We start from the raw sequence: 14,492 nt of genomic DNA on the forward strand, positions 1-14,492 counted from the left end.
CCGGCACGCCGGCGCCGGCGTGCGAGGCACCGATGCTAGTGCCGCGACTGCAGCCCGGGGTGTGACTTTGGATGCCCTGGTCCGGCTTCAGGGCACCAGCGCGAGGAACAGGAAGGCCGCGAAGATCACCAGGTGCACGGCACCCTGCATCAGGTTCGTGCGGCCGGACACCAGCGTGAAGGTGGTGGTCAGGAAGGTCAGGACCAGCAGCACGAGGTCCTTCGGGTCGAGCCCCAGCACCAGCGGCTGCCCGAGCAGGATCGACGCGATGGCCACCGCGGGGATCGTCAGCCCGATGCTGGCCAGCGCCGAGCCGTAGGCGAGGTTCAGGCTGGTCTGCATGCGGTCGGCCCTCGCGGCGCGCACGGCGGCCCAGGTCTCGGGCAGCAGCACCAGCAGCGCGATCGCGATGCCCAGCACCGCGGGCGGCGCACCGGCGGCAGCGAGCCCGCCCTCGATCGCCGGCGACAAGAGCTTGGCGAGGCCGACCACCGCCACCAGCGCGATCAGCAGCAGGCCGAAGCTGGTCCACGCCGCGCGGGCCGTCGGCGGCGGCGCATGCGCGTCCTCGTCGGCGCGCGCACCCGGCGGCAGGAAGTAGTCGCGGTGGCGCACGGTCTGGAAGAACACGTAGGCCGCCCACAGCGCCAGCGACGCCACCGCGGCGAACAGCAGCTGCGCCACGCTGTAGGTGCCGCCGGCGGTGCTGGTGGTGAAGGCCGGCAGCACCAGCGACAGGGTGGACAGCGCGACGAGGGCCGCGACGCCGGTGTTGGCGCCCTCGACGCGGAAGCTCTGCTCGCGGTGGTGCAGCCCGCCGACCAGCAGGCACAGCCCGACGAGGCCGTTGCAGATGATCATCAGCGCCGAGAAGATCGTGTCGCGCGGCAGCGTGGCCTTGTCGGGGCCGCCGGCGCGCATCATCGCGACAATCAGCGCGACCTCGATCACCGTGATCGCCACCGCCAGCACCAGCGTGCCGAAGGGCTCGCCGATGCGGTGCGCGACGACCTCGGCATGGTGCACCGCCGACAGCACCGCGCCGACCAGCGCGGCGACGCAGGCGATCACCATCAGCGCGCCGGCCACCCCCACGAACGCAGCGGTGGCGAGCAGGATCGCGGCCGCCAGCGGCACCAGCCACGGCCAGGCGGCGAACAGCCGGGATGCTGACGTCATGGATGAGCGTGCGTGCCCGACGCATGAGCGGCGCCGGACGCCGTGGCCGCGCCGGTGCAGCGATGCACCTCGACGGTGACATGGCGCAGCCCGCCGATGCCTTCGAGCCGCTGGCGGTAGGCCAGCGCCGGCTTCGGATCGTCGGCGACGACGCTGGCAACCACCGACCAGGCCTCGGGCCCGACCTGCCACACGTGCAGGTCGGCGAGCTTCGCGTCGCCATCGGCTTCGATCGCCGCGCGCACCGCGTCGCGCAGCATCGGCTTGGCGCTGGAGTCGACCAGCGCGGTCGCGGTGTCGCGCAGCAGGCCGAAGCTCCACTGGCCGATGATCAGCGCGCCGACCAGCGCGACCACCGGGTCGAGCCAGCCCCAGCCGAACCACAGCCCGCCGGCCAGCGCGCCGATCGCCAGCACCGAGGTCAGCGCGTCGGCCAGCACATGCAGATAGGCCGCGCGGAAGTTGCTGTCGTGGTGGTGGGCGTGGCCATGGTCGTGACCGTGAACATGTCCATGTGCATGTCCGTGCCCGTGCCCGTGCCCGTGGTGATCGTGCCCCGGCCCGCCGCCCTGGCCGCGCGACAGCAGCCACACGCTGGCGAGGTTCACGACCAGCCCCAGCACCGCGACCGCCATCGCTTCCCGATAAGCCACCGGCCGCGGCGTGATCAGCACCTGCACCGCGTCGAGGCCCAAGCCGATCGCCACGGCCGCGAGCAGCAGCGCGCTGGTGTACCCGGCGAGCACCTCGATCTTCCAGCCGCCGAAGGCGTAGCGTTCGTCGTCGCGGACCTTGCGCGACCAGTGCAGCGCGAACCACGCGCCCCCCAGCGCCGCCGCATGCGTGCCCATGTGCCAGCCGTCGGCCAGCAGCGCGAGCGAGCCGCTCCACCAGCCGGCGATCAGCTCGACCACCATCGTGACCAGCGTCAGCCCCGTGACACCGGCCAGCGCCCGGCCGCGCGCGCGCTGCTCGGCATCGCTGCTGCCGAAGGCATGGTCGTGGCGGAACGGGCGCAGGTCGTGCTGGTGGGTGGGCGTCGGCGTGGCCATCGGCCGAGGGTAGCAAAGGCGGCCGTGCGCTGGCCGCTTGCCCTCGGTGCGATGTCGCGGTGCCTACAATGACCGCATCCCTTTCGACCGCTTGCGAGCGAGGCCATGAAACACACCGCCGCCACGCCGAACCTGGACCACGTCACGCCGCGCGACAAGGCCGAGATCCTGTCGCAGGCGCTGCCCTACATCCGCAAGTACCACGGCAAGACCATCGTCATCAAGTACGGCGGCAACGCGATGACCGACCCGGCGCTGCAGCAGGATTTCGCCGAGGACGTCGTGCTGCTGAAGCTGGTCGGCATGAACCCGGTCGTCGTGCACGGCGGCGGGCCGCAGATCGACGAGGCGCTGGCCAGGATCGGCAAGAAGGGCACCTTCATCCAGGGCATGCGCGTGACCGACGAGGAGACGATGGGCGTCGTCGAGTGGGTGCTGGGCGGCGAGGTGCAGCAGGACATCGTCAGCCTGATCAACGCTGCCGGCGGCAAGGCGGTGGGCCTGACCGGTTTCGACGGCGGCATGATCCGCGCGCGCAAGCTGCGCATGCCCGACAAGGACGATCCGAGCAAGGAGCACGACATCGGCCAGGTCGGCGAGATCGAGTCGATCGACCCCAGCGTCGTCAAGGCGCTGCAGGACGACGCGTTCATCCCGGTGGTCAGCCCGATCGGCTTCGGCGCGGACCACCAGAGCTTCAACATCAACGCCGACCTCGTCGCCGCCAAGCTGGCCGAGGTGCTGAAGGCCGAAAAACTGATGATGCTGACCAACACGCCGGGGGTGCTCGACAAGGCAGGCCAGCTGCTGACCGACCTGACCGCGCGCCGCATCGACGAGCTGTTCGCCGACGGCACGATCTCCGGCGGCATGCTGCCGAAGATCGCCGGCGCGCTCGATGCCGCGAAGAGCGGCGTCAACGCGGTGCACATCATCGACGGCCGCGTGCCGCACGCGATGCTGCTGGAGATCCTGACGGACCAGGCCTACGGCACGATGATCCGGTCGCATTGAGCGGCATGGCCCGCACCGTCTGGCTCTTCGACCTCGACAACACGCTGCACGACGCCGGCTCGCAGGTGTTCGGCGCGCTGAACCGCTCGATGGGCGAGTTCGTGATGCGCGAGCTGCGCCTGGACGAAGCGGAATCGAACGCGCTGCGCCACCGCTACTGGCAGCGCTACGGCGCGACCATGCTCGGGCTGCACCGGCACCATGGCATCCGGCCCGCGCATTTCCTCGAAGACACGCACCGGCTGCCGGGGCTGGAAGCGCAGGTGGAAGGCCATCGGCATGACTTCGTCGCGCTGCAGCGCCTGCGCGGGCGCAAGTACATCCTGACCAATGCACCGCGCAGCTACGCGCTGCGCGTGCTGCGCGCACTGGGCATCGAGCGCCTTTTCGACGGTGTCCTGGCGATCGAGGACATGGTGTGCTTCGGCCAGTGGCGGCCGAAGCCGGATGCGCGCATGCTGCGCTGCATCGCCGCGCGGCTGCGCGTTGACCCGTCGCGCTGCGTGCTGGTGGAGGACACGCTGCAGCACCAGAAGTCGGCCTGCCGCATCGGCATGCGCACGGTGTGGATGCAGCGTTACGCGCGCGCCAATCCGTACGGCGGCCACTGGGAGCGCTGGAGCAAGCGCCCGGCGTACGTGCACCGCGTGGTGCGCACCCTGCGGCCGCTGCTGCGCATGGCCCACGGCTGAAGAGCCGCTTTCGCGCCGAGCGCTCCTAGTGTTTACCTGCCCCCGGCCGCTCGGGGGGGCTGTGCCAGAATGTTTCGGTTCTCGCGCCTTCGTGCGCGCGCACCATGACAACCGTTCACGCCGAGATGTCCGACCAGTCAGTGCCATCCGGCGACGCCAGCGTCGCACCCGAGCAGGACGTGCCGCTGGCGGTGGCGAACGACGCGGCGCCTGCCGCCCCGGTGCGCAAGCGCCCGCGCCCCGGCGAGCGCCGCGTGCAGATCCTGCAGACGCTGGCCGCGATGCTCGAGCAGCCCGGCGCCGAACGCATCACCACCGCCGCGCTCGCGGCACGCCTGGAAGTCAGCGAAGCGGCGCTCTACCGTCACTTCGCCAGCAAGGCGCAGATGTTCGAGGGGCTGATCGAGTTCATCGAGTCGAGCGTCTTCACGCTGGTCAACCAGATCACCGAACGCGAGCCCGGCGGCGCGGTGCAGGCGCAGAAGATCGCCACGATGCTGCTGCAGTTCGGCGAGAAGAATCCCGGCATGGTGCGGGTGATGGTCGGCGATGCGCTGGTGTTCGAGAACGAACGCCTGATCGCGCGCATGAACCAGTTCTTCGACCGCGTCGAAGGCCAGCTGCGGCAGGGCCTGCGCAATGCCGCCGACGCCGGCGGCTCGATGACGCCGACGGTCGATGCGAACGCGCTCGCCTCCGGCCTGACCGCGATGATCGTCGGCCGGCTGCAGCGTTATGCGCGCTCGGGCTTCAAGCGCAGCCCGACCGAGCACCTCGAGTCGCTGCTGCCGCGGTTGACCGAGTAGCGCCGCGCGCGCTCGCGCACTCGTGCGCGGCGGGCCGTTCAGGCGCCGTCGCCCAGCGTCTCCAGCACGTCCAGGCACGCTCCGATCGTGTGGTAGTCCGTCTTGCCGGGCGGGCTCTTGTGGTCGTCGAGGCGGCGGTTGTCCGGCGTCAGGATGCGGAACCAGGCGCCGTGCCGGTGATCGACGAAATGGGACCACGCGTAGTCCCACAACCGGTCATACCGACGCCAGGCCTGCGCACGCGCCGCGGCATCGGGCAGCCGGCAAGCCAGCCGCGCGGCAGCGGCGAACGATTCCGACTGCACCCAGAAGTACTTGTGCGCATCGCACACCGCGTAGCGGCCGGGCCGCTCGTCGTCGCCGTCGATGAAGCCGTAGACGAGACCCCCGTGCGCTTCGTCCCAGCCTGCGCGCCATGCGAGGTCGAAGAGACGCTGCGCACGGCCGACGCGGTCCAGGCCGGTGTGTGCATCGGGCACGCGTGCTTCGAGCGCCAGCAGCAGCTTGGCCCATTCGGTCTGGTGGCCGGTCTGCAAGCCCCAGGGGCGGAACAGGTTCGCGGGATCGTCGCGGTGGTAATCGCGGTCGATGCGCCAGGACGCGTCGTAGTGCTCCCAGACCAGCCCGTCGGGCTGCTGCCCGGCGAGCCCGACGGTGATGCTCTCGGCAATCGCACCGGCACGCGCCAGGAACCAGGCCTGCCCGGTGGCATCGAAGGCCGCGAGCATCGCCTCGCAGGCATGCATGTTGGCGTTCTGGCCGCGGTAGGGCGAGACGGTCCAGTCGGCGCTGGCCTCGTCGGCATGACGCTGCGCCGCGGGCTCCCAGAAGCGCTGCTCCATCAGCTCGACCGTCGCGTGCAGGCCCGCGGCCGCACCGTGAATGCCGATGCGCAACGCCTGCGCATAGGCCAGCAGCACGAAGGCCAGGCCGTAGCAGTGCTTGGTGCCGTCGCGCACGGTGGCGCGCGCCCCGTCCCAATCGATCAGCCAGTGGTAGCCGCCGTGCACCGGGTCGCGGTGCGCGGTCTCGAGGAAGTGCAGGCCGTGCGCGACGGCCTCGCGCCAGGCGCTCGCGCGCGGATGCGCCGGGAACGCACGCGCCGCCATCGCGAACGTGATGACGAAGCGTGTGCTGCCCACCAGGTGGCGGGTGCGTTCATCGTCGACGCGGCCATCGTCGCGGTAGCTGTGGAAGAAGCCACCCGTCGGGTCGATGCAGCGGCCGTCGTAGAACGCCAACGTCTGAAGGACGTGGCCGCGCAGGAATGCGGGCGATCGGAAGTCGGGCAACGGCGGGATCGCCTGCATGCTCAGGCCAGGCGCGCGTCGGAGCGCGCGTCGAACAGGTGCGCGTCCTGCGGCTGCCACTGCAGGTGCACGCGCTCGCCGACGCGCTGATGCGCATGGCCCGGCGCGCGCACCGTCAGCTGGCCGACGGCGGTGTCGACCAGCAGGTAGGTCTCGGGACCGGTGGGCTCGATCATCGCCAGCGTGCCGGGCAGGCCGGTGTCGGCGAACTGCAGGCACTCGGGGCGCAGGCCGTAGACCACCTCGCTGCCCGCGGCCTTCGCCAGTGCGCCGCGCTGGCTGTCGTTCGCCGCCAGCTCGATGCCGTGCGACGACAGCGACGGGCCGTGGCCGTTCGCCGCGACGGTGGCGGTGATCATGTTCATCGCCGGCGAGCCGATGAACTCGGCGACGAAGCGGGTCGCCGGCCGCCCATAGATGTCGTCGGGCGTGCCGAACTGCTGCACCACGCCGTCCTTCATCACCGCGATGCGGTCGCCCAGCGTCATCGCCTCGACCTGGTCGTGCGTGACGTAGACGGTGGTCGTCTTCGTGCGCTGGTGCAGCAGCTTGATCTCCGCGCGCATCTCGACGCGCAGCTTGGCGTCCAGGTTCGACAGCGGTTCGTCGAAGAGGAACAGCTTCGGGTCGCGCGCCAGCGCGCGGCCCATCGCGACACGCTGGCGCTGCCCGCCGGACAGCGCGCCGGGCTTGCGATCGAGCAGGTGGCCGATCTGCAGCATCTTCGCGACGCGCTGCACGGCGGCCTCTCGTTCGGGCTTCGGCACCTTGCGCATCTCGAGGCCGAAGGCGATGTTCTGCGCCACGTTCATGTTCGGGTAGAGCGCATAGCTCTGGAACACCATCGCGATGTCGCGGTCCTTGCTGGGCACGTGGGTGACGTCGCGCTCGCCGATGTGGATCGAGCCGGAGGTCGGCACGTCGAGCCCGGCGATCATGTTCAGCAGGGTCGACTTGCCGCAGCCCGAAGGCCCGACAAGGATCAGGAATTCGCCGGCCTCGATCTCGATGTCGATGCCTTTGAGGATCTCGACGGGACCGAAGGTCTTGCGGACCTGGCGGATGGACAGGGCTCCCATGCGCGGCTTCTTTCGTTGAAGGCTTCAGAAAAGCAGTTGGCCGTCGCGGCCGATGGCCGAGAGGCTGCGGAAAGTGGCGCCGCGGCGCTTCAGGCTCAGCGGCAGGCCGGCAAGCTCGAAGCTCGGCGGCGCAGCGGCCAGCGTGCGCTGCAGCGCTGCGCCGGTGGCCTGCGGGCCGGTGCGCTGCAGCTGCGCGATCAGTACGCGCGCGGCGATGTAGGCCTCGGTCATCGCCAAGGTCGGGGCGAGTTCCGGCGGACCATGGCGCTTGTACGCGGCGCTGAACTCGCGCATCAGCCGGATCTTCGGATCGCGCGGATGCGGCACCAGCTGCGAGATCAGCAACCCGCGCGCGGCGCTCGCGCCGACCACCGCGGCCAGCTGCGTCGCTTCGGCCGACGACAGCGCGATCAACCGCGCGCGGCCCCCGCCGGCGGCATACAGCTTCGCGAAGTACGCGACGGCCGCGGTGTTGGTGGCCAGCACGACGACATCGTGCGGCAGGCGCAGCGTGGCGGTCACCGCCTCGGCCACTTCGGCGCTGTCGGCCGGATGCGGCGGCACGGTCATCAGCTGCAGGCCGGCGCTGCCGGCGCGCGCAGCGGCCAGCGCGGCGACCTCATGGCCGTCGTCGTCGTGGCCCGTCACCAGCACGATGCGCCGGGCATGCACTGTCGCGGCATGGGCGAGCACCTGGTCGATCTCGTGCGCGAACGTGCCGCGGATGTTGAAGAGCCAGGGTGCATCGAAGCCGGGTGCGCTGGCGCTGCCGGACATCACGCCCAGCACCGGCAGGCCGGCCCGCGCGGGCAGCCCGCTGCGCGCAAGCTCGCCGACGGTGCCGCGGCCATGCAGCGCGAGCAGCGCGAGGGCTTCGCTGTCGCGCAGCGCACCGCGCACCTGCGCGGCGACCTGGCCGGGCTCTTCGTCCAGCGTCATCAGCCGCAGGGTGCGGCCGAACGCTGCGCCGGCGGCATTCGCCTCGGCGAAGGCCACCAGCGCGCCCACGCGCAGGTGCCAGCCGATGCCACCGTTGACGCCGGACAGCGGCACCACCTGCAGTACCGGCCAGTCCGATGGTGTCGGCGCGGCCGCGGCACCGCGCGCGGCGAAGGCGGCCGCGGCGGCGAGGCTGAACTGGCGGCGCGTGCTGGCCATCGTGTTGTCCGCGCTCAGCCCTTGACGGCGCCGGCCGTCAGCCCGCGCACGAAGTACTTGCCGGCGACGACGTAGACGAACAGCGTCGGCAGCGCGGCGATCAGCGCGGCGGCCATGTCGACGTTGTATTCCTTGACCGAGCTCGAGGTGTTCGACAGGTTGTTCAGGCCCACCGTGATCGGCTTCGAGTCGGCGCCGGAGAACACCACGCCGTAAAGGAAGTCGTTCCAGATGTTGGTGAACTGCCAGATCAGCGTGACGACGAGGATGGGCGTCGACAGCGGCAGCACGATGCGGGTGAAGATCTGCCAGAACGACGCGCCGTCCAGCATCGCCGCCTTCACCAGCTCGTCGGGCAGGCCGACGTAGTAGTTGCGGAAGAACAGCGTCGTCGACGGGATGCCGGCGATCACGTGCACGAGGATCAGGCCCCAGATCGAGCTGGCGATGCCGAGCCAGCCGAGCACCTGGCTCATCGGCAGCAGCACCACCTGCATCGGCATGAAGACGCCGAACAGCATCAGCGCGAACAGCGTCTCGCTGCCGCGGAAGCGCCATTTGCTGAGCACGTAGCCGTTGAGCGCGCCGATCAAGGTGGACACCGCGACCGCCGGCACCACCATCAGCACGCTGTTGACGAAGAAGGGCTTCAGGCCGCCGCAGTCGGTGCCGGTGCAGGCGCTGCTCCAGGCCTTGGCCCACGCGGCGAAGGTCGGGTCGGTCGGCAGCGACAGCAGATGGCCGGTGCGCACCTGCTCCATGTCCTTCAGCGAGGTCACCAGCATCACGTACAGCGGCGCCAGGAACCAGGCCGCGAACAGCAGCAGCACGGTCCACAGGAGCACGCGGTGAATCGTCAGGCGATTCATTTCTTGGACCTCAGCTCGGAATACAGGTAGGGCACGACGATCGCGGCCACGGTGGCCAGCATCACCGTCGCGCTGGCGGCGCCGAGGCCCAGCTGGCCGCGGGTGAAGCTCATCGCGTACATGAAGGTCGCGGGCAGGTCGGTGGCGTAGCCGGGGCCGCCGGCGGTCAGCGCCATCACCAGGTCGAAACTCTTGATCGCCAGGTGGCTCACCACCATCAAGGTCGAGAAGAAGACCGGCCGCAGGCTGGGGATCAGGATGCGCCAGTAGATGCGCGGCAGGCTCGCGCCGTCGACCTGCGCGGCCTTGATGATCGATTCGTCGATGCCACGCAGTCCGGCGAGGAAGAGGGCCATCACGAAGCCCGCGCTCTGCCAGATGCCGGCGATCGCGACGCAGTAGATCGCCTTGTCGGGCTGCACCAGCCAGTCGAAGCTGAAGGCCGTGAAGCCCCACTGGTGCATCAGGTGCTCGAGGCCGAGGCCGGGGTTGAGCATCCACTTCCACGCGGTGCCGGTGACGATGAACGAGATCGCCATCGGGTAAAGGTAGATCGTGCGCAGCACACCTTCGGCGCGGATCTTCTGGTCGAGCAGGATGGCCAGGAAGAGCCCCAGCGCCATCGCGCCACCGATGAACAGGCCGCCGAAGATCGCCATGTTCTTCAGCGCGACGCGGAAGCGTTCGCTCTCGAAGAGGTTGACGTACTGCTCGACGCCGACGAACTCGTAGTTGGGCAGCAGGCGTGACGCGGACAGCGACAGGTAGCCGTTCCAGGCGATCAGCCCGTAGATGAAGAACAGAGCCAGCACGAAGCTGGGGGCCACCACGAGCTTGGGCAGCCAGGGGGTGCGCAATGCGCTCGGGGCGGACATTCGTTGCAGAAACCTGTTCGCTGAAATGAGCGGGTTCAAAAGGGCGCCACGCGCGCGGCAGCGACACGTGGCGCCAAGCTCCGGTGAAGAAGCAGCTCTCTCTTATCGCTCGCTCGCCTGGATCACTTCGTCTTCGCGGCGCTCGCGATGCGCGCCTGCGCATCGGCCACCGTCATCTTGTCGTCGTTCCAGAACTGGCTGACGACGTCCTTGATCGCGCCTTCGACGGCCGAGGGCACGGCCATGCCGTGCGCGATCGAGGGCACCAGCGCGCCGGACTTGGCGGTGTCGACGAAGTCCTTCGACGAGGCCTTGGCGCACTCGTCGAACTTGTCCATCTTCATGTTCAGCCGCACCGGGATCGAGCCCTTGTAGAGGTTGAAGAGCTCCTGGAAATTCGGCGCCATGATCTCCTTGGCCAGCTCCTTCTGCGCCGCGACGTTGGCCGCGTCCTTCAGCTTGAACATCGCGAACGAGTCGACGTTGAAGGTATAGGCCTTCGCGGTGCCGGGGGCCGGCACGCAGACGAAGTCGGTGCCCGGGTTCTTGCCGGCGGCGATGAACTCGCCCTTGGCCCAGTCGCCCATCAGCTGCATGCCGGCTTCGCCCTTGATGACCATCGCGGTGGCCAGGTTCCAGTCGCGGCCGGCGGCGTTCTTGTCGGTATAGCCCTTGACCTTCTTGAAGGTCTCGAGCACCTTGGTCATCTGCGGGCCGGTGAGCGTGGCCGCGTCCAGCTGCACCAGCGCCTTCTTGTAGAAGTCGGCCCCGCCGACGCCGAGCGCGACGCTCTCGAAGGTGGTGAAGTCCTGCCAGTTCTGGCCGCCATGCGCGACCGGGATGATGCCGGCCTTCTTCAGCGCGTCGGCGGCGACGAAGAACTCGTCCCAGGTGGTCGGCACCTTGGCGCCGGCCTTCTTGAAGGCCTCGGGGTTCGCCCACAGCCAGTTGACGCGGTGCACGTTGACCGGCGCGGCGATGTAGTTGCCCTTGTACTTCATGATGTCCGAGACGACCTTGGGCAGCAGCTCGTCCCACTTCTCGGCCTTGGCGACGTCGTCGATGTTGGCCAGCACGCCTTCGCGCGCCCATTCCTGCAGCGACGGGCCCTTGATCTGCGCGGCCGAGGGCGCATTGCCCGAGACCACGCGCGACTTCAGCACCGTCATCGCCGAATCGCCGCCGCCGCCGGCCACCGCGAAGTCCTTCCAGCGATGGCCGCCCTTCTGCAGCGTCAGCTTCAGCGCGGCCGCGGCCTTGGCCTCGCCGCCGGAGGTCCACCAGTGCAGCACTTCCACTTCGCCGGCCTGCGCCGCGGTGCCCGCGAGCAGCGCGCCGCAGGCGAGGGTGATCGCGCCGAGGCGCAGGGTCTGGATTCGATTCATCTGTCTGTCTCCTGAGAGTTGAGCGAGCTTAGGCCGCGTGGGTGCGGCCGACCATCGTCAGAACCACCACTCCACCTGGGCGCCGTAGCTGGTGCCCGAGGTCTCGCCGTTGAAGGCGGCCTGGCCGGTCACGTTGCCGGCGGCCTTGTTCCACTTCGCGGTGGTCACGTAGAGGCGGAACTCCGGTCGCGTCCAGAAGTCGGGACCCACCGACAGCGTCGGCGCGAAGGTGAACTTCGTCAGCCGCGCGGTCTGGCCGCCTTCGGGCTTGTATTGCGACAGGCCGGCTTCGGCCAGCAGCTTGAAGTTCTTCGTCAGCGCGTACGACACGCGACCGCCGACGCTGGCCGAATCGGTCTTCAGGCCGGCGCCGTTCTTTTCGCTCGCCAGCAGCAGCATCGCCTGGCCGCCGAGCGCACCGCTCTGGCCGTTGAAGGTCTCGACGATGCGCCAGCTCTTTGCCTTCGAGCCTGCGGTCAGGTCGCCCCAGTTGCCGTTCAGGCCGGCCGAACCCTGCGCGAACTGCAGCCACAGGCTGTTCGACAGTCCGGTGCCGAAGAGCTTGGCCTGGTCGTGGCGCACGGTGAAGCCGGCGCCCGACTTCCCGCCCTTGAAGTCGCCCTTGGTGGCGTGGAAGAAGAAGTTCAGCGTGCCGTCCGGATTGACCGGCAGGCCGAGGTACTCGACGTTGACGCGGTTGCCCGGGCGCGGGTAGTCGCTGTCGGTCTTGTAGAAGGCGACGCCGAGCTTGCCGGCGCCCACCGGCTGGTTCTTGAAGCCGGCGCCGACGCCGAGCATCTCGATGAAGAAGGTGTCGACGATGTGCACGTCGCCGCGACGGCCGCGTTCCTTGCCGATCCAGAAGGTGGCGTTCGGCGCGATGTCGAAGCCGCGCGCTTCGGCCCACATCTGCTCGATGTTCAGGCCCTTGTCGCCGGCGTTCTGCGTCTGCGGCGTGTACTGGTTGACCATCAGCGTCGCGCGGTAGTCGATGCCGTCCTTCTGGAAGCCCTGGCTGAGCTGGAACTCGCCGTAGAAGTCGCACTCGTTGCCGAGCCGGTACTTCATGCCGGCGCTGCCGCCGTTCAGCCCATAACACGCACGGGACGTGTCCTCCGAGGTCAGCCCCGGCCCGGCGCGGAAGTAGCCGGTGTAGTCGACGGCCTGCGCGCTGCCGGCGGCGGCGAGCAGCGCGAGCGCGGCGGCCGAGGCCAGCCGGGCGCGGCGCGGCGTGGCGCTGGGGGAAGGGATGGGTGCATGCATGGCGTCGAGGTCTCCGTCGTTGTGGGGGGTGCCTCGCCGCCCGTGCAGCCACGGAGCATCAACGCAAGGCAGCGTTAATGTTCCATAAAGCTTTAATGAGAGTCTCTAGGTATTAATGCTAGATTAATGTTACGTTCAGGGATTGATCAAGTCTGCAGCGGCAGGTCCAGGCGCGCGCGCAGGCCCTGCGGCTGGTTGGGCTGGAGGCTCACCTGGCCGCGGTGGCGTTCGGCGATCTCGCGCACGATCGCCAGGCCCAGGCCGCAGCCGGTGCCTTCGTGGGTGGCGCGCACGAAGCGGCCGAAGACGGCTTCGCGCTGCTCGGCGCTCAGGCCCGGGCCGTTGTCGGCGACCTCGACGATCGCGTGGCCGCCCTCGGCGCGCACCGACACCGTGACCTCCGTGCCGCGGCCGGCGTAGCGGATCGCGTTGTCGACGAGGTTGAAAACGGCCTCGCGCAGCAGCAGCTCGTGGCCCATCACCAGGATGTTCACCCGCCCACTTTGCGTGTCATCACCCGCCTCGTCGACGCCGAGGTCGATGCCGGCCGCGAGCGCCCGCGGCACGCATTCGGCGACCAGCGCGACGACCAGCGCGCGCAGGTCGACGGTGCTGCGCGGCAGCGCCGCAGCAGCCTCGGGCTCGGCCCGCGTCAAGGTGAGCAGCTGGTTGACGAGGTGCGCGCTGCGCACCGCGCCTTCGTGCACGCGCTGCAGCCGTGCGGCGAGCTCGGGATCGCGGTTGGTCTGCAGCGCGATCTCGGCCTGGCTCTTCAGCCCGGCCAGCGGCGTGCGCAGCTGGTGCGCCGCGTTGCTGATGAAGCGGCGCTGCGCCGCGACGCTTTCCTGCACCGCGGCCAGCAGGTCGTTCAATGCGCGGGCGAGCGAACGCACTTCCTGCGGCGCCGCCTCGAGCTGCAGCGGCGCCAGGTCGTTCGGCGCGCGGTCCTCGACCAGCGCGCGCAAGCGCGCCAGCGGCGCCAGGCCGGCGCGGATGCCGGCCCAGACGATCATCGTCATCAGCGCGATCAGTGCCGACAGCGGCAGCACCGTGTCGAGCAGGATGCTCTTGGCCAGCTCGTCGCGGCTGGCCTGGCTGCGCGCGATCTGCACCAGCAGCACCTGGTTCGAGCCTTTTTCGCCGATCGGCAGAAACAACGCCGCGAGGCGGATGCGCACGGCGTCGAGTTTCGCGTCGTAGAACACCGGCTCGCCCAGCCGCGGGGTTTCCGCGCCCGGCGGCAGCGGCAGCTGCCGGTTGCCGAGGATGAACTTGCCCGGCGGCGTCGACACCATGTAGTAGACGCGGTCGTCGGGGTCGGCCTCGATGATGTCCTGCGCGGCGCGCGGGAAGTCGATGAACAGCCCGTCGCTCATCGGCTTGACCTGTCGCGCCAGCGAGCGCGTGGCCTGCAGCAGGCTGGCGTCGATGCCGCGGCTGGCGTAGCGCTCGGCGACGTTGTAGGTCACGAAGGCCGCGGCCATCCACAGCACCAGCTGCGGCAGCAGCAGCCACAGCAGCAGCTGGCGGTGCAGCGAGCGGTGGCCGAGCGCGCTGCCGAGCGCACGGGTCAGGAATGGGGGTGGACGCATTCAGGGGGCCACGTGGCTGCTGTCGGCCCGTTGTGGTCGTTCGCGTGCGTAATCGAAGGACTGGCGATTTGTGGAGCGACAAAGGCGCGGCCGGGCAGCCCGCACCGCGCGACTCCGGCGGTCGGCCCCGGGGGGGCCGACTTCCCGGGCTCGAGCGGCTCGGGGGCGCGCCGTCCATTTAGCTTCACTCGCTGCGCTCGTTTCGCACAGCGCCGGCG

Annotated in this window: 13 protein-coding genes; 3 read left to right on the forward strand and 10 right to left on the reverse strand. The window is 69.7% G+C overall.

Going from position 1 to position 14,492, the window contains the following annotated elements:
- Positions 1 to 87: 87 nt before the first annotated feature.
- Positions 88 to 1,179 carry a calcium:cation antiporter gene (locus P1K89_RS25100; RefSeq protein ID WP_284619257.1) on the reverse strand — a complete coding sequence of 364 codons (1,092 nt, stop codon included), beginning with the start codon at positions 1,177 to 1,179 and terminating at the stop codon, positions 88 to 90.
- On the reverse strand, positions 1,176 to 2,231 hold the full coding sequence (gene dmeF, locus P1K89_RS25105) for a CDF family Co(II)/Ni(II) efflux transporter DmeF (protein WP_284619258.1): 1,056 nt from the start codon (positions 2,229 to 2,231) through the stop codon (positions 1,176 to 1,178). The genes P1K89_RS25100 and dmeF overlap by 4 nt, the downstream gene beginning before the upstream one ends.
- A gap of 105 nt (positions 2,232 to 2,336) precedes the next feature.
- Between dmeF and argB the strand changes: the two genes are divergently transcribed.
- From argB to slmA, 3 genes are all read left to right on the forward strand, one after another.
- Positions 2,337 to 3,245 carry an acetylglutamate kinase gene (argB, locus tag P1K89_RS25110; protein WP_284619259.1) on the forward strand — a complete coding sequence of 303 codons (909 nt, stop codon included), beginning with the start codon at positions 2,337 to 2,339 and terminating at the stop codon, positions 3,243 to 3,245.
- 5 nt (positions 3,246 to 3,250) lie between these two features.
- Positions 3,251 to 3,937 carry a pyrimidine 5'-nucleotidase gene (locus tag P1K89_RS25115; RefSeq protein WP_284619260.1) on the forward strand — a complete coding sequence of 229 codons (687 nt, stop codon included), beginning with the start codon at positions 3,251 to 3,253 and terminating at the stop codon, positions 3,935 to 3,937.
- 125 nt (positions 3,938 to 4,062) lie between these two features.
- The gene (gene slmA / locus P1K89_RS25120) at positions 4,063 to 4,743 is read left to right on the forward strand and encodes a nucleoid occlusion factor SlmA (RefSeq protein WP_284619261.1); all 681 of its coding nucleotides are present in this window, start codon (positions 4,063 to 4,065) and stop codon (positions 4,741 to 4,743) included.
- Positions 4,744 to 4,781: 38 nt separating this feature from the next.
- On the opposite strand, the gene P1K89_RS25125 is transcribed toward slmA, so the two are convergent.
- The 8 genes from P1K89_RS25125 to P1K89_RS25160 form a co-directional block, all read right to left on the reverse strand.
- Complete coding sequence (locus P1K89_RS25125; RefSeq protein ID WP_284619262.1) at positions 4,782 to 6,053, reverse strand: AGE family epimerase/isomerase; 1,272 nt, start codon at positions 6,051 to 6,053, stop codon at positions 4,782 to 4,784.
- Between the two features lie 2 nt (positions 6,054 to 6,055).
- A complete protein-coding gene (locus P1K89_RS25130; RefSeq protein ID WP_284619263.1) occupies positions 6,056 to 7,132 on the reverse strand; it encodes an ABC transporter ATP-binding protein in 1,077 nt (358 codons plus the stop codon).
- A 24-nt stretch (positions 7,133 to 7,156) separates the two neighbouring features.
- A complete protein-coding gene (locus tag P1K89_RS25135) occupies positions 7,157 to 8,290 on the reverse strand; it encodes an ABC transporter substrate-binding protein (protein ID WP_284619264.1) in 1,134 nt (377 codons plus the stop codon).
- Positions 8,291 to 8,304: 14 nt separating this feature from the next.
- The gene (locus tag P1K89_RS25140; protein ID WP_284619265.1) at positions 8,305 to 9,159 is read right to left on the reverse strand and encodes a carbohydrate ABC transporter permease; all 855 of its coding nucleotides are present in this window, start codon (positions 9,157 to 9,159) and stop codon (positions 8,305 to 8,307) included.
- Complete coding sequence (locus P1K89_RS25145; RefSeq protein ID WP_284619266.1) at positions 9,156 to 10,034, reverse strand: carbohydrate ABC transporter permease; 879 nt, start codon at positions 10,032 to 10,034, stop codon at positions 9,156 to 9,158. Before P1K89_RS25145 ends, P1K89_RS25140 begins: the two co-directional genes overlap by 4 nt.
- A 122-nt stretch (positions 10,035 to 10,156) precedes the next feature.
- A complete protein-coding gene (locus P1K89_RS25150; RefSeq protein ID WP_284619267.1) occupies positions 10,157 to 11,419 on the reverse strand; it encodes an ABC transporter substrate-binding protein in 1,263 nt (420 codons plus the stop codon).
- Positions 11,420 to 11,476: 57 nt separating this feature from the next.
- A complete protein-coding gene (locus tag P1K89_RS25155) occupies positions 11,477 to 12,682 on the reverse strand; it encodes a maltoporin (RefSeq protein ID WP_284619268.1) in 1,206 nt (401 codons plus the stop codon).
- Between the two features lie 146 nt (positions 12,683 to 12,828).
- Positions 12,829 to 14,274, reverse strand: a complete 1,446-nt coding sequence (locus P1K89_RS25160; protein ID WP_284619269.1) for a sensor histidine kinase — start codon at positions 14,272 to 14,274, stop codon at positions 12,829 to 12,831.
- Between the last annotated feature and the right edge of the window lie 218 nt (positions 14,275 to 14,492).

This window comes from Aquabacterium humicola (genome assembly GCF_030167915.1).
Classification (GTDB): Bacteria; Pseudomonadota; Gammaproteobacteria; order Burkholderiales; family Burkholderiaceae_C; genus Pseudaquabacterium; species Pseudaquabacterium humicola.

Excerpts from the sequence above, each read along its gene's own strand:
- P1K89_RS25100 (WP_284619257.1), bottom strand. The coding sequence starts at position 1,179 with ATGACGTCAGCATCCCGGCTGTTCGCCGCCTGGCCGTGGCTGGTGCCG.
- P1K89_RS25160 (WP_284619269.1), bottom strand. The coding sequence starts at position 14,274 with ATGCGTCCACCCCCATTCCTGACCCGTGCGCTCGGCAGCGCGCTCGGC.
- slmA (WP_284619261.1), top strand. The coding sequence starts at position 4,063 with ATGTCCGACCAGTCAGTGCCATCCGGCGACGCCAGCGTCGCACCCGAG.
- P1K89_RS25140 (WP_284619265.1), bottom strand. The coding sequence starts at position 9,159 with ATGAATCGCCTGACGATTCACCGCGTGCTCCTGTGGACCGTGCTGCTG.
- P1K89_RS25150 (WP_284619267.1), bottom strand. The coding sequence starts at position 11,419 with ATGAATCGAATCCAGACCCTGCGCCTCGGCGCGATCACCCTCGCCTGC.
- argB (WP_284619259.1), top strand. The coding sequence starts at position 2,337 with ATGAAACACACCGCCGCCACGCCGAACCTGGACCACGTCACGCCGCGC.
- P1K89_RS25130 (WP_284619263.1), bottom strand. The coding sequence starts at position 7,132 with ATGGGAGCCCTGTCCATCCGCCAGGTCCGCAAGACCTTCGGTCCCGTC.
- P1K89_RS25145 (WP_284619266.1), bottom strand. The coding sequence starts at position 10,034 with ATGTCCGCCCCGAGCGCATTGCGCACCCCCTGGCTGCCCAAGCTCGTG.
- P1K89_RS25115 (WP_284619260.1), top strand. The coding sequence starts at position 3,251 with ATGGCCCGCACCGTCTGGCTCTTCGACCTCGACAACACGCTGCACGAC.
- dmeF (WP_284619258.1), bottom strand. The coding sequence starts at position 2,231 with ATGGCCACGCCGACGCCCACCCACCAGCACGACCTGCGCCCGTTCCGC.
- P1K89_RS25155 (WP_284619268.1), bottom strand. The coding sequence starts at position 12,682 with ATGCATGCACCCATCCCTTCCCCCAGCGCCACGCCGCGCCGCGCCCGG.
- P1K89_RS25135 (WP_284619264.1), bottom strand. The coding sequence starts at position 8,290 with ATGGCCAGCACGCGCCGCCAGTTCAGCCTCGCCGCCGCGGCCGCCTTC.
- P1K89_RS25125 (WP_284619262.1), bottom strand. The coding sequence starts at position 6,053 with ATGCAGGCGATCCCGCCGTTGCCCGACTTCCGATCGCCCGCATTCCTG.